General features: G+C 63.8%; 22 protein-coding genes and 1 pseudogene. 9 read left to right on the top strand and 14 right to left on the bottom strand.

All coding sequences use genetic code 11. From position 1 onward, the window contains the following. Positions 1-31: 31 nt before the first annotated feature. Positions 32-1936: an ABC transporter substrate-binding protein gene (locus tag FPZ08_RS12235; protein WP_186766972.1), complete on the bottom strand. Its 1905-nt coding sequence runs from the start codon at positions 1934-1936 to the stop codon at positions 32-34. A gap of 301 nt (positions 1937-2237) precedes the next feature. After that, positions 2238-3095 (bottom strand): DeoR/GlpR family DNA-binding transcription regulator, encoded by an 858-nt coding sequence (locus FPZ08_RS12230; RefSeq protein WP_246132640.1) that lies wholly within the window; start codon positions 3093-3095, stop codon positions 2238-2240. A gap of 268 nt (positions 3096-3363) precedes the next feature. Here FPZ08_RS12230 and FPZ08_RS12225 point away from each other — a divergent pair, with 268 nt between their 5' ends. The 5 genes from FPZ08_RS12225 to FPZ08_RS12205 are packed head-to-tail and all read left to right on the top strand — an operon-like array spanning position 3364 to position 8566. Beyond that, entirely contained in the window at positions 3364-4212 is an 849-nt protein-coding gene (locus tag FPZ08_RS12225; protein ID WP_246132639.1) for a transketolase, read from the top strand. Beyond that, positions 4212-5165 (top strand): transketolase family protein, encoded by a 954-nt coding sequence (locus FPZ08_RS12220; protein ID WP_146290283.1) that lies wholly within the window; start codon positions 4212-4214, stop codon positions 5163-5165. The genes FPZ08_RS12225 and FPZ08_RS12220 overlap by 1 nt, the downstream gene beginning before the upstream one ends. Positions 5166-5170: 5 nt before the next feature. Continuing rightward, the gene (locus tag FPZ08_RS12215; RefSeq protein WP_210246790.1) at positions 5171-6670 is read left to right on the top strand and encodes an FGGY family carbohydrate kinase; all 1500 of its coding nucleotides are present in this window, start codon (positions 5171-5173) and stop codon (positions 6668-6670) included. Continuing rightward, entirely contained in the window at positions 6667-7647 is a 981-nt protein-coding gene (locus FPZ08_RS12210) for a sugar phosphate isomerase/epimerase family protein (RefSeq protein ID WP_146290281.1), read from the top strand. Before FPZ08_RS12215 ends, FPZ08_RS12210 begins: the two co-directional genes overlap by 4 nt. A gap of 13 nt (positions 7648-7660) precedes the next feature. Beyond that, on the top strand, positions 7661-8566 hold the full coding sequence (locus tag FPZ08_RS12205; protein WP_146290280.1) for a nucleoside hydrolase: 906 nt from the start codon (positions 7661-7663) through the stop codon (positions 8564-8566). A gap of 39 nt (positions 8567-8605) precedes the next feature. Here FPZ08_RS12205 and dgoD read toward each other — a convergent pair whose 3' ends face one another. The 12 genes from dgoD to FPZ08_RS12145 form a co-directional block, all read right to left on the bottom strand. Beyond that, positions 8606-9754 (bottom strand): galactonate dehydratase, encoded by a 1149-nt coding sequence (dgoD, locus tag FPZ08_RS12200; RefSeq protein ID WP_146290279.1) that lies wholly within the window; start codon positions 9752-9754, stop codon positions 8606-8608. After that, positions 9751-10698: a dihydrodipicolinate synthase family protein gene (locus FPZ08_RS12195; protein ID WP_186766971.1), complete on the bottom strand. Its 948-nt coding sequence runs from the start codon at positions 10696-10698 to the stop codon at positions 9751-9753. Before FPZ08_RS12195 ends, dgoD begins: the two co-directional genes overlap by 4 nt. A 47-nt stretch (positions 10699-10745) precedes the next feature. Beyond that, positions 10746-11762: a 2-hydroxyacid dehydrogenase gene (locus FPZ08_RS12190; RefSeq protein WP_186766970.1), complete on the bottom strand. Its 1017-nt coding sequence runs from the start codon at positions 11760-11762 to the stop codon at positions 10746-10748. Next, complete coding sequence (locus FPZ08_RS12185) at positions 11752-12429, bottom strand: GntR family transcriptional regulator (RefSeq protein WP_146290276.1); 678 nt, start codon at positions 12427-12429, stop codon at positions 11752-11754. Before FPZ08_RS12185 ends, FPZ08_RS12190 begins: the two co-directional genes overlap by 11 nt. Next, positions 12426-13889 carry a tripartite tricarboxylate transporter permease gene (locus FPZ08_RS12180; protein ID WP_246132638.1) on the bottom strand — a complete coding sequence of 488 codons (1464 nt, stop codon included), beginning with the start codon at positions 13887-13889 and terminating at the stop codon, positions 12426-12428. The genes FPZ08_RS12185 and FPZ08_RS12180 overlap by 4 nt, the downstream gene beginning before the upstream one ends. 23 nt (positions 13890-13912) lie before the next feature. Next, complete coding sequence (locus tag FPZ08_RS12175; protein WP_146290274.1) at positions 13913-14407, bottom strand: tripartite tricarboxylate transporter TctB family protein; 495 nt, start codon at positions 14405-14407, stop codon at positions 13913-13915. Between the two features lie 74 nt (positions 14408-14481). Then, positions 14482-15450 (bottom strand): Bug family tripartite tricarboxylate transporter substrate binding protein, encoded by a 969-nt coding sequence (locus FPZ08_RS12170; protein ID WP_146290273.1) that lies wholly within the window; start codon positions 15448-15450, stop codon positions 14482-14484. 94 nt (positions 15451-15544) lie between these two features. Further along, entirely contained in the window at positions 15545-15796 is a 252-nt protein-coding gene (locus FPZ08_RS12165) for a hypothetical protein (RefSeq protein ID WP_146290272.1), read from the bottom strand. Between the two features lie 99 nt (positions 15797-15895). Continuing rightward, positions 15896-16696, bottom strand: a complete 801-nt coding sequence (locus FPZ08_RS12160; protein WP_146290271.1) for an ABC transporter permease — start codon at positions 16694-16696, stop codon at positions 15896-15898. 2 nt (positions 16697-16698) lie between these two features. Beyond that, positions 16699-17493 (bottom strand): ABC transporter permease, encoded by a 795-nt coding sequence (locus tag FPZ08_RS12155; RefSeq protein WP_146290270.1) that lies wholly within the window; start codon positions 17491-17493, stop codon positions 16699-16701. Beyond that, on the bottom strand, positions 17490-18491 hold the full coding sequence (locus tag FPZ08_RS12150; protein WP_146290269.1) for an ABC transporter ATP-binding protein: 1002 nt from the start codon (positions 18489-18491) through the stop codon (positions 17490-17492). Before FPZ08_RS12150 ends, FPZ08_RS12155 begins: the two co-directional genes overlap by 4 nt. Before the next feature lie 67 nt (positions 18492-18558). Further along, positions 18559-20043 carry a sigma-54-dependent transcriptional regulator gene (locus FPZ08_RS12145; RefSeq protein WP_146290268.1) on the bottom strand — a complete coding sequence of 495 codons (1485 nt, stop codon included), beginning with the start codon at positions 20041-20043 and terminating at the stop codon, positions 18559-18561. A gap of 334 nt (positions 20044-20377) precedes the next feature. Between FPZ08_RS12145 and FPZ08_RS12140 the strand changes: the two genes are divergently transcribed. From FPZ08_RS12140 to FPZ08_RS12125, 4 genes and pseudogenes are all read left to right on the top strand, one after another. Next, entirely contained in the window at positions 20378-21229 is an 852-nt protein-coding gene (locus FPZ08_RS12140; protein ID WP_186766969.1) for an ABC transporter substrate-binding protein, read from the top strand. Positions 21230-21309: 80 nt separating this feature from the next. Further along, positions 21310-23112 carry a M3 family oligoendopeptidase gene (locus FPZ08_RS12135; RefSeq protein ID WP_146290266.1) on the top strand — a complete coding sequence of 601 codons (1803 nt, stop codon included), beginning with the start codon at positions 21310-21312 and terminating at the stop codon, positions 23110-23112. Positions 23113-23163: 51 nt separating this feature from the next. Then, positions 23164-23397, top strand: coding sequence for an aa3-type cytochrome c oxidase subunit IV (locus FPZ08_RS12130; RefSeq protein ID WP_146290265.1), 234 nt, complete (start codon positions 23164-23166; stop codon positions 23395-23397). Continuing rightward, positions 23394-24671: pseudogene (locus tag FPZ08_RS12125) on the top strand (Re/Si-specific NAD(P)(+) transhydrogenase subunit alpha); the annotation flags it as partial. The gene FPZ08_RS12130 and the pseudogene FPZ08_RS12125, both read left to right, overlap by 4 nt. Between the last annotated feature and the right edge of the window lie 5 nt (positions 24672-24676).

Below are 24676 nucleotides of genomic sequence, written 5' to 3'. Positions count from 1 at the left end.
GAGGACATGGGCTGCCTCGCCCTCGGTCAGCTTATTGCTGGCCAGTGGGTTCGATATTGACGACCGTCTGCTTGAAGGAACTCCACCAGGTGTAGGGCGCAGCGTAGAAGTTGTCCTGCTTGGGGAAGTTGGTCCAATAGGTCTTGTTGGTCGGGATCGTCGTCGGAATGTTCATCAGATTGATCATCTGCATATCTTCCGTGAGATATTGCGCGATCTGCCGGCCGTTCTCGAGGAATTGCGGATCGTCGGTCGGCAGCTGGGCGCTGTCGGCCACGATGTCGAAAATCCGCTGGTCGGTGACGCGCATGAAGTTGCCGTTGAGCGCATCGGTCGAGTCGGGCGGCAGGACATAGGTCTCGGCGAACTGACGCCAGGAATTCTGCCAGTTGGAGTTATAGGTGCAGGACTGCCCCCAGTTGATCATCAGCTGGTTGCGGGCATTGGTGTTCTGGACCGTGGTCCATTCGCCATTGTCCACCTGGCGGGTATTGATGTTGAACCCGGCCTGGCGCCAGCTATCGGCGATCGAGAAGCCGATGCGCTGGATGACCTTGTTCCAGTCGCCTGGAATGACGAATTCGATGACCCATGGCGAGCCGTCTTCGAGGGCGAAGAAGCCATCGGATCCCTTCTTCATGCCGACCGATTCCAGCAGCTTTGCCGCCTCCGCCGGATCATGCTTCCACCAGCCCATGCCGAAGCCGGTTTCGATGGCATCGCCCGTGGGCAACTGGGCGGCATCGACGCCCTGCGCGGCCAGGGCTTCGGCCAGTTCGGCGCCGAAATTGGTGTTGTAGGGCTTGTAGCCGTCCGGCAGGGTCAGCTCTTCGAGCCAGGACTGGAGCGGCGCGTAGTAGAGCGGGTTGGTGATCGGCGTATCGGCCAGCGGCAGTGCCCCGGCCTTGAACTGACCGCTCATCGAAGAAATGCCGACCTGCTGCATGTCGAGGGCGAGCGCCAGGGCCCAGCGCACCTCGGGCTTGTCGTAGGGTGCCCGCTGGCCGTTGATATAGACGCCATAGGAGCAGGCGTCGTTCATATCGTGATAGGGGAAGGTCGGCGAGAAGCTCTCGACATTGGGATTGCGCGCCTTGGCGGCCTCGATGGAGTCGGGGCTCATGAAGGTGTCGACATCGTACTGGTTCTGCACGAAAGCCAGGGCACGCGTCTCTTCGGCGCCGAAATCCTTGTAGAGGATGAATTTGGGCTTGGGCTGGCCGAGATTGCCCCAGCCGGAGCGTTCCCAATCTTCGCGGAGTTCCCAGAGCTGCCACGAGCCGTTGGGATCGAATTCCTTGATCTTGTAGGGCCCGAGCGTCACCGCATTGGTGTTCTGGAAGGTCACCACATCGTCGCCAAGCGGCTCGTAGACATGCTTGGGAACGATGACGAATTGCGAACCCCAGGTATAGACGCCCATCACCGTCTGGAAGTCGTAGGACGGATTGATCGTTTCGACCTCGAACGTGTAGTCGTCGATCTGCTTCCAGCTCTTGACGAAGTTGGCGATCACCGCCACGCGACCGAGCTGGCTGCGATATTTCACATAGGTATCGAGCGAATAGATCACGTCGGCGGCGGTGAATTCGGTGCCATCGCTCCAGTAGACGCCTTCACGCAGCTTCACCCGGAACTGGGTGTGTTCGTCGTTAAGCACTTCGACCGGTCCGGCGGCGAGCTCGGGATAGGACTGGCCGGTGGCCGTATCCATTTCCCACAGCCAGCTCCAGCCGAGTTCGCGGAAACCGCGCCAGATGGCATAGGAATTCATCGGGTTCTGTGCCGAAGCGTTGGCGGCGCGACCATCGAAGGTCTGTACGATCAGTGTTTCGGCGCGCGGGGTGCCGACATCGGTCATCGTCTGCGCAAAGGCGGTGGTGGTCAGAAGCGCGCCCATCAGGGGCGCCATCAGAAATCGGCCAAGCCGTGCCATGTTACGTCCTCCTCGACTGACCCGGATCCCTCTCGGCCGAGCCGTCTCTTGTTTGGGTGCTTCCGAGACCCATTGGCTGGCACGCCTGCTCGTCAATGCCGCCGCCACGGATGTCATGGCGGGCAATTGTTGGTTGAGCAGAGCCTCCCTCGGGCCTTCGCGCATACCCTGACGCGCATCGCAGGTGTTTTTGACTAGTTTCGTTTCCTTGCGATTTCTAACGAATATGATTGAGAATATGCGATGTCAATGCCCCTGGCGGCAACCAGCGGCGCAAATACCAAAAAATGGAAGTCGAAACTCAGACCGCGACGATGACGTCGACGCCGCGACGCTCGAATTCTGCGCGGTCTTCGTCGCGGATGCCGCTATCGGTGATCAGCGTGTGCACAATCTCGACACCGCCCAGGGCGGAGAAGGAGACGCGGCCGATCTTGGTCGAGTCGGCGAGCAGGTAGATATGCGAGGCCGCCTTGACCATCGAGCGCTTGACGTAGATGTCGCCGATGGCGGGATAGGTGAGGCCGGCCTCGAAGGATATTCCTGCCGTGGCCAGGAACAGTTTTTGCGCATAGATGCCGACGAAGAATTCCGCCGACTTCTCCCCGCTCAGCGACAGGGTCGGCGCCTTGAACTGGCCGGCCGGCATGTGAACGGTATTGGTGGGGATCGCGCCGAGGATCAGCGCGATGTTGAGCGCATTGGTGATGATGTTGAGATCGCGGCGGGACTTGAGGTTTTCCGCGAATTGCGTGGTGGTGGTGCCCGAGTCGATGATGATGGTTTCGCTGTCACCGACCAAGGCTGCGGCGGCCATGCCGATGCGCAGTTTCTTGTCCATGTTCTGGCCGTGCTGCAGCGTCATGGACTGCACCTGCTGCGGCACGGAGCGGAGATAGGCGCCGCCATGCTCGCGGGTGATATAGCCGTCGCTGTCGAGGCGCTCGAGGTCCTGCCTTATGGTGGCCTCCGACACGGCAAAGGCGGCGGACAGGTCGCGCACGCGTGCGCTGCCCTCTTCCTGCAGCCATTCGAGAATTTTCATGCGCCGCGGCTCGGCCAGCAATTGCGGGCGCCCGGTATCGGACGCTGCAATCCGCTCGCGAATGGGCCTGTTCGTCCCGCCCTTTTGCATCATCACCCCAATATGACGAGGCATTTCCGCCCCTGCCTGCCAATCCTGTTTGTCATCGGCGGCGCCGGAATGCAACGGATTCAACGCGGCAAATCACTCTCAGCGCCAAAAGATATCGAAAGGAAAACGCATAAATCGAAACTTTTCCGTATTGCGCGAAAACAAAGTGCATTATAGCTTCCGCCTAAACAAGAGACGGCGACCCACATTGCCGCGCCCCGAGGGAACCCGCACAGGTAGCATCGCTCGCGGACGCTGACGCCGGCTCGCTGCTGTCGCCTGGAGGCCCGCTTTGCTATCGACCGCGCCGGTTCAAACCACTCTGCCCAATGATCTGGCCAGGATTGTCCGCGACAAGGCCCTCTGGATCCGCCGTCGCAGCTTCCAGATGGTCTATGAGGCGCAACTGGGCCATCCCGGCGGCGATTTCAGTTCGGCCGACATTCTTGCCGCCCTCTATTTCGGCGTGCTGCGCTTCGACCCGACAAAGCCCGGCGATCCAGGGCGCGACCGCTTCGTGATGAGCAAGGGCCATTGCACCGGCGCGTTCTATGCGGTGCTGGCGGCGGCCGGCTATTTCCCCGAGGCGGAGCTGACGACGTATATGGAGCCGCAGAGCCGGCTCAATGGCCACCCCAACCGCAATTACCTGCCCGGCGTCGAAACCAATACCGGCCCGCTGGGGCATGGCCTGCCCGTTGCCACCGGCATCGCCATTGCCGGCCAGATGGACGGCGCCGATTTCCGTACCTTCGTGTTGACCGGCGACGGTGAATTGCAGGAAGGCAGTAATTGGGAAGCGGCCCTGACGGCGGGCCATCGCAAGCTCGAGAACCTGACGGTTATCATCGATCGCAACCGCCTGCAGCAGGGCGCGCGCACCGAGGAGACGGCCTCGCTCGACCCGCTCGACGACAAATGGCGGGCCTTCGGCTGGCATGTCGAAACCATTGACGGGCACGATCCCGATCAACTGCTGGCCATGCTCAGCGCCAGCCCGAAGGGCCGCGGCAAGCCGCTTTGCGTCATCGCCAATACCATCAAGGGCAAGGGCGTGAGCTTCATGCATGACAATGTTGACTGGCATCATGGCGTGCCCAACAAGGAACAATACGAGCAGGCCATGGCGGAGTTGGTTTGATGAGTGCAGCAGCCCCGGCCGAAGCTGGCCTGTTCGATTGCCGCGACAGTTTCGCCGCCACCATCGAGTCACTGGCCGAGCAGGACGCTCGCATCGTCACGGTGGTCAGCGACAGTGTCGGCTCGTCCAAACTGGCCGGTTTCAGGAAGAAATGGCCCGAGCGCATGGTCAATGTCGGCATTGCCGAACAAACCCTGGTGGCCGTCGGCGCGGGCCTGGCCAATGGCGGCAAGGTGCCCTTCGTGTCGGCCGCTTCCTGTTTCATCACCGGCCGTGCCATGGAACAGGTCAAGGCCGACATTGCCTATTCCAATGTCAATGTGAAGCTGATCGGCCAGTCAAGCGGCGTCGCCTATGGCGAACTGGGGCCGACGCATCACTCCATCGAGGACATGGCCTGGCTGCGCCTGTTCAACAACCTGACGCTGATCGTGCCGGCCGATCCCTGGCAGACCGAGCAGGCCATTCGCGCTGCCGCGGTCATGGATGGCCCGGTCTTCGTGCGCATCAGCCGCATGCCGGTGCCGGCGCTGGCGCGTAAACATGCGCGCTTCGAAATCGGCAAGGCCGAGACGCTGATGGAAGGCAATGATGCCGCCATCATCGCCAATGGCACCATGGTGCATCGCGCGGTGGCGGCGGCTCGAGCGCTGGCGGTCGAGGGCATCTCGGCGCGGGTGATCAACATGGCGACGGTCAATCCGCTCGACGAGGCCGCCATTCTCGCGGCGGCCGAAACCGGCGCCATCGTCACGGTGGAAGAGCATTCGGTGCGCGGCGGACTGGGTGGTGCGGTGGCCGAAATCGTCACCGCCAATACGCCCGTCCCCATGCGCATCATGGGCTTTCCCGGTTTCGTGCCAACTGGTTCGGCAGCATGGCTGATGGAGCATTTTGGCCTGACCGAAACCGGCATAGCCGACGCCGTGCGGCAGACCATCGCCCGCAAGTGATGAGCATGACCGGCCGCATTCTCGCCATCGACCAGGGCACGTCGAACACCAAGGCGCTGCTGGTGGGCGCGGATGGACGCGTGTTGCACCAGGCCGCGGTGCCCAATGTGGTGACCTATCCCCAGCCGGGTTGGGCTGAGCAATCGGCCACGGCTTTGGTCGAGGGCGTGCGCCAGGTGATCGCCGAAATTGTCTCCAAGGCGGGCGGCAGCGCGGGGATCGCCGCCCTTGCCATCTCCAACCAGCGCGAATCCATCGTTGTCTGGGACGCGGCCACGGGCGAGCCCATCGGCCCCTGTATCATCTGGCAATGTCGCCGCTCGGCTCCAGCCTGCGAGACGCTGCGGGGGCAGGGGCATGCCGGGATGATCGAGCAGAAAACCGGGCTTGCCCTCGATCCGCTCTTTCCCGCAGCCAAGATTGCCTGGCTGCTGGACAATGTTCCAGGCGCGCGCCGGCGCGCCGAGCGGGGCGAGCTGCGCGCCGGTACGGTCGATAGCTGGCTGCTCTGGTCGCTGACGGCGGGCGCCATGCACGCCACCGACCATTCCAACGCCGCGCGGACCCAGCTCTTCGACACCTCGGCTTTGCACTGGGACGAAGAGCTGGCGGACCTGTTCGGCGTGCCCATGGCGCTGTTGCCCGAGGTGCGATCGTCCGACAGCAATTTCGGCAGTCTCGCTGCCGGCGCTACGGCGCTTCCGGCCGGCATCCCGATCCATGCCATGATCGGCGACTCCCACGCCGCCCTATTCGGCCACGGCGTGCGCAGTCCGGGCATGGTCAAGGCGACCTATGGCACCGGCACGTCACTGATGGCCCTCACGCCGGGCCGCGTGCTGTCGCGGCACGGCCTGTCCAGCACCATCGCCTGGAGCCAGGGCGGCATGGTTGCGCATGCGCTCGAGGGCAATATTTCGGTTTCGGGCCAGAGTGCCGCCTTCATGGCCGACATGCTGGGACTGGCCGATTCAGCCGCCTTGTCCGCCCTTGCCGAGAGCGTGCCCGACAGCAATGGCGTCGCCTTCGTCCCGGCCCTGGTCGGGCTTGGCGCGCCCTATTGGCGCTCCGATGCAAGGGGCACCATTACCGGCCTGTCGCTGGGCACGAAACCGGCGCACCTGGCGCGGGCGGCCATCGAGGCAATCGCGTTCCAGGTGGCCGATGTGGTTAGTGCCATGGAGCAGGATATGGGTCTGCCCATAGCCGAGCTGCGTGCCGATGGCGGCGCCTCGCGCAATCCGCTGCTGATGCAGTTCCAGGCCGATATCATCGCGCGGCCCGTCGCCATGGCGGCGGCGCCCGAGGTCAGCGCACTCGGCGCGGCCGCCCTGGCCTTTGCCCGCCTTGGGGTCGCCATGGCCCCGGTGCCTGCCGCCGGCCGCTGCGAACCCGCCATGGCCGAGGCCGACCGCATCGCGCATCGCGCCCGCTGGAGCGCTGCCATCACCCAGACCTTGAACATACAAGCCCCGAACGGGCCGACCCATGGAGGACAACAATGAGCAGCCAGCGTTTCGGTGCCGGCATCTGGCACTTCGCCACCTATGTCGATCGCTACGCCACCGACGGCTATGGCGCGCCGCGCAGCGTCATCGAGGCCATCGACCTAGCCGGCCAGGTGAAAGACCTTTCGGTCGTGGACATCAACTATCCGTTCTTCGGCGGGGCGTTCAGCAACGCCCAGATCAAGGCGGCGCTCGACCGCAACAGGCTCGGGGTCATAGGCATCACGCCCGAAATCTACACCCGCGAATTTGCCAAGGGTGCCTTCACCAACCCGGATGCCGGGGTGCGCCGCCGGGCCCATGAGCTGATCACCGAAGCCTGCGACGTGGTCCGCTTCTTCAATGCCGACTATGTCAAGCTGTGGCCGGGCCAGGATGGGTGGGACTATCCGTTCCAGGTCGATCACGGCACGCTGTGGAAGCACTCACTCGATGGCGTCGGCCAGCTCGCCAGCGAGAATCCAGACCTCAAATTCGTCATCGAATACAAGCCGCGTGAGCCGCGCGTGCATATGAGCTTCGACTCGCTCGCCCGCACGCTACTCGGCATCGAGAAGATCGGCCTGCCCAATGTCGGCATCCTGCTCGATTTCGGCCATGCCCTGTTCGGCGGGGAGTCGGCCGCCGATTCCGCCCAGATGGCTATCGATTACGGCCGCCTTTTCGGCATGGACGTCAACGACAATTACCGCTCCTGGGACGATGACCTGGTCGCGGGGAGCCTGCATCCCATCGAGCTGTTCGAATTCTTCTACGTGCTGCGCAAGAACAAGTGGGAGGGCGTCTGGCAACTCGACCAGTTCCCGTTCCGCGAGGACAGCGTCGCGACCGCGAACCATGCCATCGACTTCCTCAAGGCCGCCTCGAAGGGGCTCGACGCCCTCGATATCGATGCGCTCAAGGAGGCCCAGAGCAAGCATGACGCCATCGGCGCGCTGAAGATCGCGCAAAGAGCCCTGTTCGGCTCATTCTGACGGAGTTGGAAATATGACCACGCTGCCCCGCGAAAAGCGCGCCCGCCTCATCCTCAATACCGATGCCAAGAACGAGGCCGACGACCAGTTCACCATCGTTCATGCCCTGCTGACGCCGACGTTCGATTTCCACGGCATCATCGCCGCCCATTTCGGCGCGCATCGCTCGCAGACCAGCATGCTGGATAGCCGGGCCGAGATCGACAAGCTGCTCCAACTCATGGAGCTTTCGGGTCGTATCCCGGTGGCCAATGGCGCGGCGACGGCGCTGCCCGACGAGACCACGCCCGTGCCCTCGCCCGGCGCGCAGATGATCATCGACCAGGCCATGGCCGATGACGACCGGCCGCTCTACGTGGCTTTTCTCGGTCCGCTGACCGACATGGCCTCGGCCTTGCTGACGGAGCCACGGCTCAACGAGCGCAATGTCATCTGCGTCTGGATCGGCGGTGGCGTCTGGCCGGTGGGCGGGCGCGAATTCAACCTGATGAATGACATCGCCGCCGCCAATGTGGTGATGCGCTCGAAAATCCAGGTCTGGCAAATCCCGTCCACGGTCTACCGCATGATGGCGGTGAGCTATGCCGAACTGCAGGAACGCTGCGCCGGCAAGGGAGCGATCGGCGACTATCTCGTCGAGCAGTTGATCGACTGGAATTTCCGAGTCCATCCGGGTCCGATCGAGCATCGCTCGCTCGGCGATACACCGGCTCTGTCGGTCATCCTCAATCCGAATGGCGGCGTGTCCGACTGGCGGCCGGCGCCTGAATTCACCAGCCACATGAACTATGTCCATACCGGCCAGAACCGGCCGATCAAGGTCTACGACACTATCGACATCCGCTATATCCTGGAGGATTTCTATGCCAAGCTCAGCCGCTTTCATCGCGGCCTGCAGGAGCTGGCCAATTACGGCTGATACGGCGCGTCGCGTGCCTACAACATCACGGGCGTTTCATCACCACTCGGCGATCGAGCCGTCCTTGTGCCGCCAGACCGGGGCGCGCCAGCGGTGGCCGGTCTGGGCCGCGTGGATGACGGCATCCTCGTCCACCTCGATGCCCAGGCCGGGGCCCTGAGGGATCGCCAGCATGCCGTCGGCGAAGCTGAAGCCGCGGCCGGGAAGGGTGTAGTCGCCGAGATCGCCCTGCTGGTTGTAGTGGATCCCGAGGCTCTGTTCCTGGATGAAGGCATTGTGGCAGATGGCGTCAACCTGCAGGCTGGCCGCCAGCGCGATCGGCCCAAGGGGGCAATGCGGCGCGAAGGCGACGTCATAGGCCTCGGCCCAATGGCCGATGCGCACCATTTCCGAAATGCCGCCGACATGGGCTGTGTCGGGGTTGATTACCTGGGCGGCGCGCAGCTCGAACACGCGCTTGAAGTCGTAGCGGCTGTGCAGTCGCTCGCCGATGCAGAGCGGGATCGAGGTGGCGCGCGCCAGGTCGGCCATGGTCTCGACCATGGTGGAAACCACCGCATCCTCGACAAACATCGGGCGCAACGGCTCCAGTTCCTTGAGCAGCACGCGGGCCATGGGGGCATGGACGCGCCCGTGGAAGTCGAAGGCAAGGTCCATGCTCGTGCCCACGGCCTCGCGCAGTTCGAACAGGTTGCGGATGATGCCATCCACCTTGGCGTAGCTGTCGACGATCTGCAGCTCCGAGCAGATGTTCAACTTGCAGGCATCGTAGCCCTTGTCGCGCAGCGCCAATGCACCCGCGATCAGGTTCTCTGGCCGGTCACCGCCGATCCAGCAATAGGTGCGCACCCGGTCGCGCACTGGGCCGCCGAGCAGTTCATGAATGGGGACGCCGAGGGCGCGGCCCTTGATATCCCATAGCGCCATGTCGAGCCCGGAAATCGCGCTCATCAGCACCGGCCCGCCGCGATAGCAGCCATTGCGGTACAGCATCTGCCAGATGTCCTCGATCCGGCGCGGGTCGAGCCCGATGACGAAATCGGCGAGTTCGGAAATCTTGGTCGCCAGCGTCTCGGCATGGCCTTCGAGCACCGGCTCGCCCCAGCCCGATATGCCCTCATCGGTCTCGACCTTGAGGAACAGCCAGCGTGGCGCGACGAGATAGGTCTTGAGCGCGGTGATCTTCATTGCTGCGAGCCCTGGTTTTGCGTGTCGAGAACCGATGCCAGCTGCGCATGCCAGCTGGAGGTGTCGATCCCCAGTCCGCGCGCGTGGCCTTCCAGTGCCTTCAGCCCGAAGGCGGTAGGGGCCATGGCGCCGGCGCGCTGGTGGAAGGCGATATCGTAACGCAGGCAGAACAGCAGCTTGCCATAGGTCGTCAGCGCCTCGAGCGATTGCAGCACGAAGGTCGCTATCGGCAATATGCGCCGATAGACGTCGCGCGCTTCGTCTTCGCGGCCAGCGCTCATATGATCCCACAGCGTGACGAGGTAGTCGGCATATTCGGGCGCCGGAATATTTCCCGCGACCCCCGCCGCCATGCAGTCGACAAGTTCGATGCCGCCACGTCCCGACAAGACCTGCGCACGTCCCGCAAGCCGGGCGACGAGTTCGGCCGTTTCGGTTGCCGAAACCTCCTGCTTGACCCCGATGAGCCGCTTGTGTCGCGCCGCAAGGTCGGCAATGGCCTCGACGCCCAATCCCACGCCGATGAATTGCGGCATGTTCTGCAGGGCCGCCGGCATTGTCGAGGCTTCGAGCACGCGCGAAAAGGCGGCAACCAGGCTCGTCTCGTCCACGGCACTGGCAGGCGGCTGCAACACCACCCAGTCGGCACCCGCGGCGGCGGCATGATGAACGCGCTCGATCTGCTCATCCGGCGTCTGTGCGAAGATCGTCACGCCGAGCGGCACCCGCCCGGCTATGTCTTCGACATTCCATTCGACAAGCTGGCGCTGCTGGGCATCGCTGAGGAAGCGCACCTCGGTGGCAAGGCCGAGCGTGGCGATGCCGACGGCACCCTGCGCGATGCAGACCTCGACCTGGCGGCGCATGGCCTGCCGGTCGAGCTGCCCCTCGGCATCGAACAAGGCATAGATAATGGGATGGACGCCCCCTGGCAGCAGCGACACTCTTTTTCCTCCTGAAAGGGCGCGCCAAAACGGTCGCCCGATTGCGATCACGCGGTGCGCGTTCCCATGGCCACGACGTTAAGCAGTGGATCGCCGGCCGCCGCGCGACGCAGGTTTTCCGCGATGATGGCGACGCGCCGGGACGCGGTGCCCTCTGTCCATCCCGAGATGTGCGGCGTCATCACCACATTGGGCAGCGCCGCGAAATCGAACCGCGACGGCGCGCGGTCGGCAGCGTCGAGCCGGTCGGGATAGCGATACCAGACGTCGATCACCGCGCCGCCCAGCCGCCCATCGGCAAGTGAATCATAGAGCGCCTGTTCGGCGACAACGGGGCCTCGTGCCACATTCACCAGCACGCCATCGGGGCCGAGCGCTTCGAGTGCCTCCTGGCCGATCAGGCCTTCGGTTTGTGGCGTCAGCGCTGCCGCGACGATGGCGAAATTGCATTGCTCCAGCATTGCCGGGATATCGGCAAGGGCGAAGCCCGCATCGACCAGGTCGTCGAATGCCGATGCGCTCCGATTGGCCGCAACGACGCGCACGCCGAGGGCTTTCAGCATCCGCGCCAGCTCGCGGCCGATGCCGCCATAGCCGATGATGCCGACTGTCGAGCCGCGCAGTTCGCGATGCGGCCCGCCGCCATAGCGGCTCGAGCGCGCCCACGAGCCGGCGCGAAATTCCGCATCCGCTGCGCGCAGCCGGTGGCACCAGTCGAGCATCTGGGCGAGGCAATATTCGGCAACGGCGATCTCGTGCCCCGCCACATTGGCGATGCTGGCCGAAGCCGGCACATGCTCGACCTTGACGCCGTCCCAGCCGATCCCGGGCACCTGCAGCAGCTTCAAGCCCTGCGGCAGCGGCAATCCTTCCACCGTGCTGACTGCAATCACGGCGTAGGCGTCGCCGAGCGCCTGCGCAGTTTCGGCCTGGCCGAGATCGGCCGGCACGTGAACGGTTTCAAAGCCGTCCCCCAGCAGAGCCTGCACCTGATCCAGCCGGTCGGCGAAGGCCGAGCCGTATAAGGCGATGCGCCTGAGTGCGGAGGCTGGATCAGAAGGCACGCGGTTCTCCCATCGCCGAATAGATCTGCTTGAGCGCATCGACAGCGTCGAGCAATTCATCGAGCGCCGTGAGGCTGGCCGGCACGTCGCCCGCTACCACCGCCTGGATCAGCCGCTGATGCCCCGGTCCCGTCACATCGAAGCCTGCCCCATTGGCCCGGCCGATCGCGAAGCCCATGCGCCGGCTGACGCTGTGCAATGGCTGGGCAACCTTGGTGGCGACCGGATGCCGCGCCGCCGCATTGAGGGTCTGGTTCAGCAGATTGTCGGTGCGAATGAAGGCCAGTGCGTCCCCGCGATCGGTCGCGTCCTGGAACGCGGCGCGCAGGCTATCGAGCTTGCGCCGGTCGCGGTCGTCGGAATAGCGCGCGGCGCGCTCGACGATCAGGCGCTCGACATGGCGGCGCACTTCGAGCGTCATCACGATCACCTCGAAATCCATCGGCGCGATCAGGATGCCGTTGCGCGGCAGGATTTCGATCAGGAAGCCCTGCGACAGGCGCAGTAGCGCCTCGCGCACCGGCGTGCGGCCGAAACCGGTCAGGTCGCACAATGCCCGCTCGGTAACCCGGCTGCCCGGCGCCAGTTCCAGCGTGACGATCTTTTCCTCGATCACCTGGAAGGCGGCATCCGCCAGACTTTCGGTCAGATAGCCAACGGCGCTCATGCGGTTCGTGTGCTCCGGGCCTTGCGCCAGATGAACATGGCCAAGGGTGTGATGCAGATAACGAGCGTCAGCGCTGCCAGGCCCATGGAGAGCGGACGCTCGACAAAGGCCAGGACGTTTCCGCGCGCCCGGATGAGCGAATTGAGGAACGTCTCCTCGAGCATCGGTCCCAGAACCAGGCCGAGGATCGCCGGCGCCAGGGGATATTGATACTTCTCCATCACGAAGGCCACGAGCCCGAGGATCAGCATGGTGACGATGGCGAAATGCGTGTTTTCGACGGCGAAGGCACCGATGATGCAGAAGGCCAGCACCGCCGGCATCAGCATGTAGCGCGGCACGCGGATCACGCGCTGGAAGGCACTGGTCGCGAGCAGGCCGAGCGGCACCATCAGTATATTGGCGACAAAGAACGCCATGAACACGGTATTGATCAGCAGCGCATTCTCGATGAAGACCGTCGGCCCGGGATTGAGTCCCTTGAGGAAGAAGACGCCGATGATGATCGCGGTCAGGCTGTCGCCGGGAATGCCGAAGACGGTGGCCGGAATCATGGCGCCGCCGACTGCGGCATTGTTCGAGGTCGTGGCCGCAACCAGCGCATCGGGAACGCCCTTGCCGTACTCGTCGCCGACCTTGGAGAAACGCTTCGAAATTGCGTAGGAAATGTAGGCGGCAATGTCGGCTCCGGCACCGGGAATGGCGCCGATCACCACACCGACCGCCGAGCCCTGCACCAGGTCACCCTTGAGGCGGCGGAGCGTCGAGCCGACGCCGGCCAGCAGGTTGCCGAGTGCCTGGATCGGCGGCGGCGCGATTTCGCGCGGGGCCAGGGCATAGCGCAGCACTTCGGGGATGGCGAACATGCCGATGAGGACCGGAATGAAGGCCAGGCCACCGATGAGATTGCTGTTTCCGAAGGTCAGACGCATCTGTCCCGAAACCGGATCGAGGCCGACCTGGGCGATGGCAAGACCGAGCATCAGGCTGATGCCGCCCTTATACCACTTGCCGCCGCTCACGGCGACGGCGGCCGTCAGGCCAAGACAGGCGAGCCAGAATTTTTCGTAGCTGGAAAACTGCAACGCGATCCGGGCGACGGCGGGGGCCGCACCCATGAGCACCAGCGCACCGACGACACCGCCAATGGCCGAGCAGATCACGCACAGGCCCAGAGCCAGCCCGCCCTGGCCCCTGCGCACCATGAGGTAGGAATCATCGACATAGGCGGCAGAAGCCGGCGTGCCGGGAATACGGAGCAAGGCGCCCGGCAGGTCGCCGGCAAAGATCGCCATGGCAGACAGTGTCACCACGCCGGCCAATGCCGGCACCGGATCGAGGAAGAAGGCGATCGGGATGACCAATGCCACGGCCATGGATGCGCTGAGGCCCGGGATGGCGCCCATGGTCAGGCCATAGACGCTGGCCCCGAGCATGATGAGCATAACCTGTGGCGTCATCAGTTGCAGAAATGCCTGACCAATTATCTCCATGTCAGAACACCCGCATAATCAGTCAGCACGCCCCATGGCAGGGTGACGCGCAGCACCTGGTAGAAAACGATATGCAGCAAGGCCGTCAGTCCCAGGCCAAGCAGGATCGAACGCCCCGGCTTGCCGGATGCGACGAAGGCCAGTCCGCCCACGATGAGGGGCATGGTCAGCAGGAAGCCGAGGATTGGCGCGAGGGCGACGTAGATCAGCGGTGCTGCGCCAAAGGCGGCAAAGAGGATGATCCGGTGGTGGTCGAGCGGCTCGGAAGGCTCATCCTCGTCCGCGCCCGTCTCGACGGCAGGACTGCGCAGGGCATCGAATGCAGCAAGGCCGGAAAGGGCGATCATGACCCAGCCCACGATCGTGGGGAACAGTGCCGGACCGAACTCGATATGAGCCACCGGCGGGAGGCTCGCAGTGTTGACGATGATGGTGGCGCCGAGCAGCCCGAAGCCACCCGCGACACTCAGTTGACCGAGTTGCATCGCCGTTCCTCCTTCATGCACCTGGCAACCGGCCCCGCCCAATGGGCGGAGCCGGGGATTTGCCGCAGGTCGCGTTATAGACCGAGAACGCGAACCAGTTCACGGACGCTGGTTTCTTCCTCGGCCATGAAGGCGCCGAAGTCGTCGGCGTCGCGCCAGCGGAGGCCGAAGCCGCGCTCGGTCATGGCGTTCTGGAACTCGGGGTCGTTATAGACCGCTTCGAGCGCCGTCTTGAGCTTGGCTACCACGTCCTCGGGCAGTCCGGCCGGGCCGACCAGGCCGCGCCACGCGCCAAGCTCGAGTACCAGACCGGTTTCTTCCTCAAGCGTGGGGATATCAGGGAAGGCCGCGAGCCGTTCCGAACCGAACACGGCGAGGCCACGCACAAGACCTGCCTCGATCAGCGATCCTGCTTCGGGCACCGAACTAGGCACCACGTCGAAGCCGCCGGCCACCATTTCCTGGAGAGCCGCCGCAGCACCCTGGCCGGAAATCATCCGCACCTGGGACAGGTCGACCTCATAGGTGTTGAGCAGGCTGGCGAAGGCCAGCGGCCAGGACCCGCCGCAGCCGCCGCCGCAGGCAATGTCATAGGCGCCGGGATCGGCCTTGATGGCATCGAGCGCCTGGGTGACGTTGGCCCATTCGGATTCCGTGCGGACATGGAAGCCCGCCGGATCGAAGTTGAACTGGCCGATCGGCGTCATGTCCGCGGCGTCGAAATCGCCCTGGCCCATCGGGCTGTAGTGGGCAAAATTGTAGATCACGCCGAGGGTGTAGCCATCGGGCTCGGCGGTTGTAATCGAGGTGAAGCCGACAACGCCGCCGCCCTGACCCTGGTTGACGACATTGACGGGCTGGCCGAGCTGCTGTTCGAGCCCCAGTGCCAGAAGTCGCGCGGTCGCATCGGTGCCACCACCGGCACCGGCGGGCGCGATCAGCGTGATCGGCCGCTCGGGCCATTGCTGGGCCATTGCCGGCACCATGGCAATCAGACTCGCGGTCAGCACAAGGCCGACGCCAAACAGATTCGCAGATTTCATCTTGGGCTCCTCCCTTTTGATATGCGTTGATATATCAGCAAAGGACGACGCGTCAACCGCAGGCCGATCACAACCGGCCGGGCTACCCACTGGATCAGAAGAAGCGGGAGCGGGGGATGGTCAGCCAGGGGAGAATGGGGAAGGGGCAGGTGCGATAGATGACGCGGACGCCGTGGGCATCGGGCTCGAAGCGGGAGGTGCCGATGACGGGGAAGCGAATCTCGCTGCGGCGCACCGAATTGCCGACGCGATAGGCGATGCGGACGACGAGCGTGTCGTGTTCGTGCTCGAGATCGACCTGCTTTTGCATCTGCGGGTCGATCCGGAACTGATAGCTGGATTTCATGGGGCCCCCTCCCACGGAATGGCGCGCAAGATCGGTCAGGCTTGCGGCAATCACAATTGGGACAAGTCCCATAAGGGATAATGCGTAGTGCCGGGCAATCTAGCCGCCGGCGCCCTGGTAGCGGGTGAGTGCGTAGCGCCAGTGGGCGATGGCGATCAGCACGAGGATCGGGCCGGCCAGCAGCGCGACTGGCGCGGCGAAGGTGCCGAGCAGCGGCACAGGCTTGCCGAGCAGCACGGCCACCGGCACGGCGCTGATATAGGCCAGCGGTACGATTGTCAGCATCACCACCTGAATGCCGGAAGGGAAGATGTTGAGCGGGTAGCGTGTCAGTTCCCAGAAGCCGAAGAAGATGGCGAAGAGGTGGTTGGAGCGGACCCAGATCAATGCGGTCGCGCCGATCATGGTGATGACCGCGCCGGTGACCATGGTGGCGCTCAACAGGCTGAAGATAAAGAACAGCGTGTTGCCGACCGACCAGTCCACCTGCGCCGCGATGAGCGCCCAGACCAGCACGGGAATGGCCAGGATGATGTGGCCGGCATAGCCGATATTGAGACCGGAAAAGATCAGGTAGGCCCAGGTATTGATCGGCTTGGTGAGCAGGGTGTCGATCGTACCCAGGCGCACCAGTTCCTCGAGGTCGCGCAACTGGGTGAAGCTCACCGAGGCGCCCATGGCATAGGCGAGGAGCTGGAAGGAAAACAGCAGAGCCAGTTCCGGCCAGTTCCAGCCGCCCAGCAGCTCGAACTTCTGCAGCAGGATCCAGATGGTTGTCAGCACGGCGCCATAGGAGACGATCTGCGCCAGCCGGTCGAGCCAGAAGGCGCCGCGATATTCCATCTGCGATTTGACATACATCTGGACCAGCAGTGGCAGGATGGAGAGGCGGTGCAGCATGGTCAGCCTCCCTGCACGGTGATGCGGGAGGAGGCGCTGCGCCAGAGCAGGGCCAGCGCGGCGGCGAGCAGGGCGGTCCAGACGAGGCCGAGGCCGAAATAGAGCAGGGTCTGGCCGACATCCAGGCGGCCCAGCCAGACTGCCGAGGGATAGTAGACCAACCAGGCCAAAGGCTGGTGGCTGGCAATGGCGCCAAATGGTTCAGGGAAGAACCAGAAGGGCACGAGCATGCCGGACAGCAGGGCGATCAGGCTCTGCAGCAACCATTCCAGCGAGAAGACCGTCATCAGCCAGAAAGCCAGCACGCCGAAAATGGCAGCGCACAGGAAATGGATGAGGAAGGCCAGCGCGCAGAAGGGCAGGAACATGGCGGCATGAAACAGGCTGGCCGGCGGCTGCATGCCATAGATCAGTGCCACGACGACTATGGTGGGAATGACGGCGAGCAGGAATGTATAGGCCGACATGCCGGCTTCCACCGCCAGCAGGTAGAGTGGGTAGTGGACGGGCTTGAGCAGCCAGACCGCGACATCGCCGGTCTTGAGGGCAGTGCCGACGGCTCGCACGATGCGATCATAGCGCGTGGCGCCCATCACCACGCCGCCCAACAGGGCATAGGTGATCATGTCGGTAATGCTGATGCCATCGACCGAGGTGACGCCGGCATAGACGGCCAGCCAGATGGCGACGCGGGCAAAGACCTGCACCAGCTTGCCGAAAATATTGGCCCAGACCTCGTTGCGATAAGCGAGGCTGGTAAGGAAGCCGCTGCGGGCAAAGGCGGCATAGGCCGTCATGATGCGACTGCTGCCGCGTTGCGGCGCTGGTAGAAGGTGCGGATCACCTCCTCGATGTCGGGCTCGTGCAGTGCGACATCCTTGAGGCCGCGATCGCTGCCGACTTCGCCCAGGACCTGCACCAGCGACACCTCCTCGCGCTCGAGCAGGTAATGCTTGCGCAGGCCTTCGTCCGCGGTGAGCGTGGCGGTCGACAGGGGGAGTGGGCCGGGATCGGCGGCAAATTCCAGCGTCAGGCGGCGGGCCGAGCCGAGAGCGGCGCGCAGGCGGTGCAATTCGCCATCGAAGATCAGCCGGCTGTGATCGACCATGATCAGGCGCGGACAAATGGTCTCGATATCCTGCAGGTCATGGGTCGTGAGGATGATGGTGACGCCGCGCTCGCGATTGATCTCGGCGAGGAATTTGCGCACCGCATCCTTGGCGACCACATCGAGGCCAATCGTGGGTTCGTCGAGAAACAGGATTTTGGGATCGTGCAGCAGCGACATGACGATCTCGGCGCGCATGCGCTGGCCCAGGCTGAGCTGGCGCACGGCGCGGTCAAGGAAGGGCGTCAGATCGAGTAGTTCACTGAAGCGCTTGAGGTTCTCGGCGTAGCGGGCTTCGGGAATGTCGTAGATGCGGCGATGCAGGGTGAAGCTGTCGATGACAGGCAGGTCCCACCAGAGCTGGCTGCGCTGGCCGAAGACGACGCCGATCTCGCGCGCATTGGCCATGCGTTCGAGATGCGGCGTGCGGCCGAGCACCGAGAGTGTGCCGGATGATGGCACCAGGATGCCGGTCATCATCTTGATCATGGTGGATTTGCCGGCGCCGTTGGGGCCGAGATAGCCCACCGCTTCACCTGCAGCGATATCGAAGCCGATATCGGAAACGGCAGTGACTTCGGTATATTCTGTGGTCACCAGCGATTTGAAGGCACCCAGCAGGCCGGGAAACCGCTTGTGTTGCCGGAAGCGCTTGGAAACGCCCCGAGCTTCGATCAACGCTGTCATGATTGGCTCCTGCCCCGGATGGAGAGTAGCCGATTCGCCGGAGTTGGCAGATGGATGACGGCGGCGCTCAGGCCGCGTCGTTGATCAGTTCTTCCGCCAGCCCGTATTCGTGCAGCTTGCGATAGAGCGTGGAGCGGCCGATCTTGAGCGCCCTCGCCACCCGCGACATGCGGCCGCCGTGATGGGCGATGGCAAAGACAATGGCCGCGCGCTCGATTTCGGCCAGGGCGGCGACTTCTCCGGTCGGGGCGAGGAAGCGGTCGGGGGCGGGTGCTGCTTCCACCATGGCGCGCTGGCGGGCCGGGGCGGTGTCGATATGAACGGGGCCGGCCGGGACCGGAACCTGCTCGATGGCCTTGATGGCGCTTTCGCGTCCGGACGACTGGGCGACGATCTGCGGGAAATCGACGGATTCTAGGAAGGCACCGTCGGTGAGGACGATGGCGCGATAGACCGCGTTTTCGAGCTGGCGGACATTGCCCGGCCAGTCATAGGCCATGAGCAGATCGAGGGCAGGGGGCGAAATGCCGAGCACGCGCTTGCCGGCTTCGGCGGAGAAGCGGGCGATGAACATGGCGACCAGAGCCGGCACGTCTTCCATGCGCTCGCGCAAAGGCGGGACATAGATGGGGAAGACGTTGAGGCGGTAGTAGAGGTCTTCGCGGAACTCGCCAGACTTGGCGAGGTTGAGCAGGCGCCTGTTAGTGGCGGAGATGACGCGGACATTGACGCGTTCGGGCTTTGATGCGCCGACGGGCTCGATCTCGCCTTCCTGCAAAGCGCGGAGGAGCTTCACCTGGGTGTCGGGCGGCAATTCGCCGACCTCGTCGAGGAACAGGGTGCCGTTATGGGCCTCGGCGAATTTGCCGTTCTGGTCGGCTACAGCGCCAGTAAAGGCGCCCTTCTTGTGGCCGAAGAGCACCGACTCGACCAGGTTTGGCGGGATGGCGCCGCAATTGACCGTGACGAAGGGTTTTCCGGCGCGATCGCCCGAACCCTGGATGATGCGGGCGACGAGTTCCTTGCCGACGCCGGTCTCGCCTTCGATCAGCACGGGAATTGTCGACTTGCCGGCTTTGGCGCAGAGGGTCAGCACGCGACCCATGGCGGGAGCCTTGGCGATCATGTCATTGACCGTGAACGTGCCGGTGCGGCGGGCGCGTTCGGAGCGGATGGCGGCTTCGAGCGCATCGAGCTTCATAGCGTTGCGCAGGGAGATGACGAGGCGCTCGGGCGCGACCGGCTTGACGAAATAGTCGGCGGCACCATTGCGCATGGCCGAGATGACGGTTTCGAGCGAGGCATTGGCGGTCTGGATGATGACCGGGGTGGTGAGGCCTTCGCGGCGCATAGCATCCATCACACCCATGCCGTCGAGATCGGGCATGACCAGATCGAGGATCATGGCGCCGATATTGTGGTCCTCGCGCAGGATGGACAGCGCCTGTTCGCCGCCAGTGGCGGTCAGCGGCTTGAAGCCGGCGCGGTTGGCGACCTCGGCGGTAAGACGCAACTGAACCGGATCATCATCCACAATAAGAACACGCGTCATGCCAACTCCGGTCTTTTTGCTGCGGCATCGAATCGTGTGCCGTTTTGGGAGAAGGATGCCGGGGGGGTGTTAAGGGGGGATTAATCATAAGGAATTGGCGGCAGGAAAGCTGGCGGCTGATGTAACTTGATACAATGGATCATATTATATATCGGCATCGAGACGGGAGCTGGAGGGCAGCGCCACAATTGATGGAGAGTTCGATGTCATTGCTTCGCCGAATGACCGTATTGATCGCCGTACTGGGAAGCATGGGGGCGCAATCGCCCAGGAGTTTCCGCAGGTCTTCGAGCACCGGTTCGGATCGACCACGCTGCAGACCAGGCCGGAGCGTGTGGTCACGCTGACTTTCAGCGGGCAGGATCATTATCTCGCCGTGGGCGTCACGCCGGTCGGCACGCGGGACTGGTATGGCGATTTTCCGTTCGCCGCCTGGCCGTGGGCGCAGGACGCGCTGGGCGACGGCCAGCCGGTGCTGTTCAAGGATATCAGCTACGAGCAGATCGCGGCGCTGGAACCCGATGTCATCGAAGGGCTCGGATCGGGCATGACCGAGGAGCAGTATGCCGAGCTGTCCAAGATCGCGCCGACCATCGCCGCCGAAGCGCAATATACCGATTACAGCACGCCCTGGGCCGTGCGGGCGCGCACGATCGGCCGCATTGTCGGGGAGGCGGACAAGGCTGATGCCATTGTTTCGGCACTGGAGCAGCGCTTTGCCGATGTGGCGGCCAGCCATCCCGACTGGGCCGGTATGGAAGCGGCGGTGGCATTCAATGTCACCGAGTTCGGCGTCTATCACTCGATCGACACGCGGGCGCAGATTCTCGGCCAGCTCGGCTTCAAGACGCCGGCGGCGATCGACGCGGCAGGCGAACCCGACGCATTCTGGGTGCCGCTGTCGGAAGAGCAGATGGCACTGCTGGACACTGACCTGGTGGTGTGGATTGTTGGGGCGGGCGACCCGGCCAGGATCGCTGGCATGCCTATGCGCGACCACTTGGAAGCGGCCCGGCAGGGCCGGGAGGTGGTAGCGGATTTCCCGCTTTCGGGCGCGTTCTCCTTCGCGACGCCGCTGAGCCTCAACTATATGCTCGACCGGCTGGTGCCGCTGATCGAAGTGGCGGTGGACGGCGATCCCGCCACCGTGGTGGAGACGAGCCGCGAGGCGGGCCTGCTGGACTGACGAATTGACAGGATCGTCCTTCACAGCGCGGCCCCCTCTGGCTAAGGTCCGCCCGCACTTGACCAGCCGGAGACTCAGAGATGACCGCCACCGCCCAGAAAGGCCACAACCAGCTCGGCAATCTGCCGGTGTGGGACCTCGATGATCTCTATCCCGGCAAGGACAGCCCCGAATTCAAGGCGGGGCTGGAGGAAGCCAAGGCGCTGGCGAGCCAGTTCGAGGCCGATTACAAGGGCAAGCTGGTCGAGCTGACCAAGGCCGGCAAGCTGATCGCTGCGATCAAGGACAGCGAGAGGCTGGGCGATCTCAGCGGGCGCATCGGCTCGTTCGCCTTCCTGCAATATGCGCAGAAGTCGACCGATCCGGACCGCGCCAAGTTCATGGGCGATACCAATGAGGCGCTGACCAACCTTTCCACCAAGGTGCTGTTCTTCGAACTGGAATTGAACCGGATCGAGGATGCGGACCTCGAAGCCGCCTTCGCTGGGGATGCCGAGCTGGCGCGCTATCGCACCTGGTTTGCCGAATTGCGCAAGGCCAAGCCGTATCAGCTCGATGACAAGCTGGAGGAGCTGTTCCACGATAAGTCGGTGACTGCCTATTCGGCGTGGAACCGGCTGTTCGACGAGACGCTGTCGAGCCTCGAATTCGAGGTGGATGGCGAGACGCTCAATATGGAATCGACGCTGCATCTGCTCAGCGAGAAGGACGAGAAGAAGCGCGAAAGTGCGTTCAAGGCCTTGGGCAAGACGCTGGCGGAGAATAGCCGGCTCTTCACCCACATCACCAATGTGCTGGCCAAGGACAAGGAAATCTCGGACCGCTGGCGCGGCTATGAGGACATTGCCGATTCCAGGCACATGGCCAATTCGGTGGAGCGCGAAGTGGTCGATGCGCTGAAAAAGGCGGTAGAAGACGCCTATCCGCGGCTCAGCCATCGCTACTACAAGATGAAGGCCAAGTGGTTCGGCAAGGACAAGCTCAATGCCTGGGACCGCAATGCGCCGCTGCCGACCAGCGACGAACGGACCTGGGACTGGGACAGCGCGGTGTCCACCGTGATGGAAGCCTATGGCAAGTTCTCGCCCAAGCTGGCCGAAGTGGCCTCGCCCTTCTTCAATTCGGGCTGGATCGATGCGCCGACCGGGGACGGCAAGCTGTCGGGTGCCTTCGCGCATCCGACCGTGCCGAGCGCGCATCCCTATCTGATGCTCAACTATCTCGGCCGGTCACGCGATATCATGACGCTGGCGCATGAGCTGGGGCATGGCGTGCATCAACGGCTGGCGGCGGAGCAGGGGCCGATCCTGGCCAATACGCCGCTGACGCTGGCCGAGACCGCGAGCGTTTTCGGGGAGATGCTGACCTTCCGGCACTTGCTCAACAACACCACCGATCCCAAGCAGCGCTTCGCTTTGCTGTCCTCCAAGGTCGAGGACATGCTCAATACCGTGGTGCGGCAGATTGCCTTTTATACGTTTGAGCGGCGGGTGCACACCGCGCGCCGGCAGGGGGAGCTCAGGACCGAGGAAATCAACCAGATCTGGCTCGATGTGCAGAAGGAATCGCTGGGCGACGCCATTATCGCCAATGAGGGCTACGACATCTTCTGGGCCTATATTCCCCACTTCATCCACTCGCCCTTCTATGTCTATGCCTATGCCTTCGGCGATTGCCTTGTGAACTCGCTCTACGCACAGTATGAGAAGGCCAGTGAGGGCTTTGCGGAGCGCTATTTTGAGCTGCTCAAGGCCGGCGGAAGCAAGCACCATTCCGAACTGCTGGCGCCGTTCGGGCTGGACGCCAAAGACCCGCAATTCTGGTCGCTTGGCCTGTCGATGATCGAAGGGTTGATCGACGAACTGGAAGCGACCAGCCCGTGAGGCCGACTTTCGGCTGACAGACTTTGTGTGAATGGACTTATTGAGGACGACATGGCCAAAACCCGCCCCGAACATCATTCCGAGCTACAGGTTGAATCGCCGATGGATTACGCCCAGCACGAGGCGACCTATAATGGCTTCTTGACCGCCATCAAGTGGACGATCATCGTTGCGGCGGTTTCGATGATCATCCTGTATTTCCTTGTCAATCCCCTGATCGCGCAGCGCATACAGGCAGCTAAATCGAGCCTGTCCGTCGGGCAGGCGGGCAGGAGACTTTCATGAAAATTGCGATCGTCCGCGAGCGTTTCGAGGGAGAGAACCGCGTTGCGGCCACGCCCGAAACGGTGGGCAAGCTGATTGCGCTGGGCGCCAGCGTTGCGGTGGAGAAGGGTGCGGGCCTGGGTTCGCGCATTCTCGACAAGGACTATACGGCAGCCGGCGCGACCATCGCCGCCAGTGCCGATGCGGCGCTCAAGAGCGCCGATGTCGTGCTGATGGTGCGCCGCCCGACGGCGGCTTCGCTGGGCGGCGTCGCCAAGGGCGCGCTGGTGATCGGCGCGCTCGATCCCTATGGCAATGACAAGGATGTGGCTGCCTTGGCCAAGGCCGGTGTTACCGCCGTTTCCATGGAATTCATGCCGCGCATTACGCGTGCGCAGGTGATGGATATCCTGTCTTCGCAGGCGAACCTGGCCGGCTACCAGGGCGTCGTGGAAGCGGCGGCCGAGTTCGACCGCGCTCTGCCGATGATGATGACGGCGGCCGGTACGGTGCGTCCGGCCAAGGCCTTCGTGATGGGTGCGGGCGTGGCGGGGCTGCAGGCCATTGCGACGGCCAAGCGCCTCGGCGCCGTGGTGTCGGCCACGGACGTGCGGCCGGCGGCCAAGGAACAGGTCGAGTCGCTGGGCGGCAAGTTCATTGCCGTCGAGGACGAGGAATTCAAGCAGGCCGAGACGGCCGGCGGCTATGCCAAGCAGATGAGCGCGGAATACCAGGCCAAGCAGGCCGAACTGACCGCTACGCATATCGCCAAGCAGGATATCGTCATCACCACAGCGCTGATCCCGGGGCGTCCGGCGCCGCGGCTGATCACCAAGGCGATGGTCGAGTCCATGGCACCGGGTTCTGTTATCGTTGACCTGGCCGCCGAACGTGGCGGCAATGTCGAACTCACCGTGCCGGGCAAGGTCATCGAGCATAACGGCGTCAAGATCATCGGCTATACCAATGTGCAGGGTCGCATCCCGACCACGGCCAGCCAGCTCTATGCGCGGAACCTGCTCGCCTTCCTCACCACGCTGATCGATGCCAAGGAAAAGAAGCTCGCCATCAACTGGGATGACGAACTGGTCAAGGCGACCGTGCTGACGCGCGACGGCAAGGTGGTGCATCCGAATTTCGCGGCACCGGCTCCCGTGGCCGAAGCCAAGCCGGCCGCTGTTGCCAAGCCCGCGCCCAAGGCGCCGGCCAAGAGCGTGGAAGCCAAGGCCGCTCCGGCCAAGACCGGGACGACCGGCAAGGCGGCGCCCGCCAAGAAGCCCGCAGCAAAGAAGGCCGTGGC

Source organism: Devosia ginsengisoli (assembly GCF_007859655.1).
Lineage (GTDB): Bacteria > Pseudomonadota > Alphaproteobacteria > Rhizobiales > Devosiaceae > Devosia > Devosia ginsengisoli.
The sequence above is the reverse complement of the archived record's forward strand: the minus strand, read 5'-3'. Positions and strand labels throughout refer to the sequence as shown.

Excerpts from the sequence above, each read along its gene's own strand:
- FPZ08_RS12235 (WP_186766972.1), bottom strand. The coding sequence starts at position 1,936 with ATGGCACGGCTTGGCCGATTTCTGATGGCGCCCCTGATGGGCGCGCTT.
- FPZ08_RS12230 (WP_246132640.1), bottom strand. The coding sequence starts at position 3,095 with ATGCCTCGTCATATTGGGGTGATGATGCAAAAGGGCGGGACGAACAGG.
- FPZ08_RS12220 (WP_146290283.1), top strand. The coding sequence starts at position 4,212 with ATGAGTGCAGCAGCCCCGGCCGAAGCTGGCCTGTTCGATTGCCGCGAC.
- FPZ08_RS12215 (WP_210246790.1), top strand. The coding sequence starts at position 5,171 with ATGACCGGCCGCATTCTCGCCATCGACCAGGGCACGTCGAACACCAAG.
- FPZ08_RS12210 (WP_146290281.1), top strand. The coding sequence starts at position 6,667 with ATGAGCAGCCAGCGTTTCGGTGCCGGCATCTGGCACTTCGCCACCTAT.
- FPZ08_RS12205 (WP_146290280.1), top strand. The coding sequence starts at position 7,661 with ATGACCACGCTGCCCCGCGAAAAGCGCGCCCGCCTCATCCTCAATACC.
- dgoD (WP_146290279.1), bottom strand. The coding sequence starts at position 9,754 with ATGAAGATCACCGCGCTCAAGACCTATCTCGTCGCGCCACGCTGGCTG.
- FPZ08_RS12185 (WP_146290276.1), bottom strand. The coding sequence starts at position 12,429 with ATGAGCGCCGTTGGCTATCTGACCGAAAGTCTGGCGGATGCCGCCTTC.
- FPZ08_RS12180 (WP_246132638.1), bottom strand. The coding sequence starts at position 13,889 with ATGACGCCACAGGTTATGCTCATCATGCTCGGGGCCAGCGTCTATGGC.
- FPZ08_RS12175 (WP_146290274.1), bottom strand. The coding sequence starts at position 14,407 with ATGCAACTCGGTCAACTGAGTGTCGCGGGTGGCTTCGGGCTGCTCGGC.
- FPZ08_RS12170 (WP_146290273.1), bottom strand. The coding sequence starts at position 15,450 with ATGAAATCTGCGAATCTGTTTGGCGTCGGCCTTGTGCTGACCGCGAGT.
- FPZ08_RS12165 (WP_146290272.1), bottom strand. The coding sequence starts at position 15,796 with ATGAAATCCAGCTATCAGTTCCGGATCGACCCGCAGATGCAAAAGCAG.
- FPZ08_RS12160 (WP_146290271.1), bottom strand. The coding sequence starts at position 16,696 with ATGCTGCACCGCCTCTCCATCCTGCCACTGCTGGTCCAGATGTATGTC.
- FPZ08_RS12155 (WP_146290270.1), bottom strand. The coding sequence starts at position 17,493 with ATGACGGCCTATGCCGCCTTTGCCCGCAGCGGCTTCCTTACCAGCCTC.
- FPZ08_RS12150 (WP_146290269.1), bottom strand. The coding sequence starts at position 18,491 with ATGACAGCGTTGATCGAAGCTCGGGGCGTTTCCAAGCGCTTCCGGCAA.
- FPZ08_RS12145 (WP_146290268.1), bottom strand. The coding sequence starts at position 20,043 with ATGACGCGTGTTCTTATTGTGGATGATGATCCGGTTCAGTTGCGTCTT.
- FPZ08_RS12135 (WP_146290266.1), top strand. The coding sequence starts at position 21,310 with ATGACCGCCACCGCCCAGAAAGGCCACAACCAGCTCGGCAATCTGCCG.
- FPZ08_RS12130 (WP_146290265.1), top strand. The coding sequence starts at position 23,164 with ATGGCCAAAACCCGCCCCGAACATCATTCCGAGCTACAGGTTGAATCG.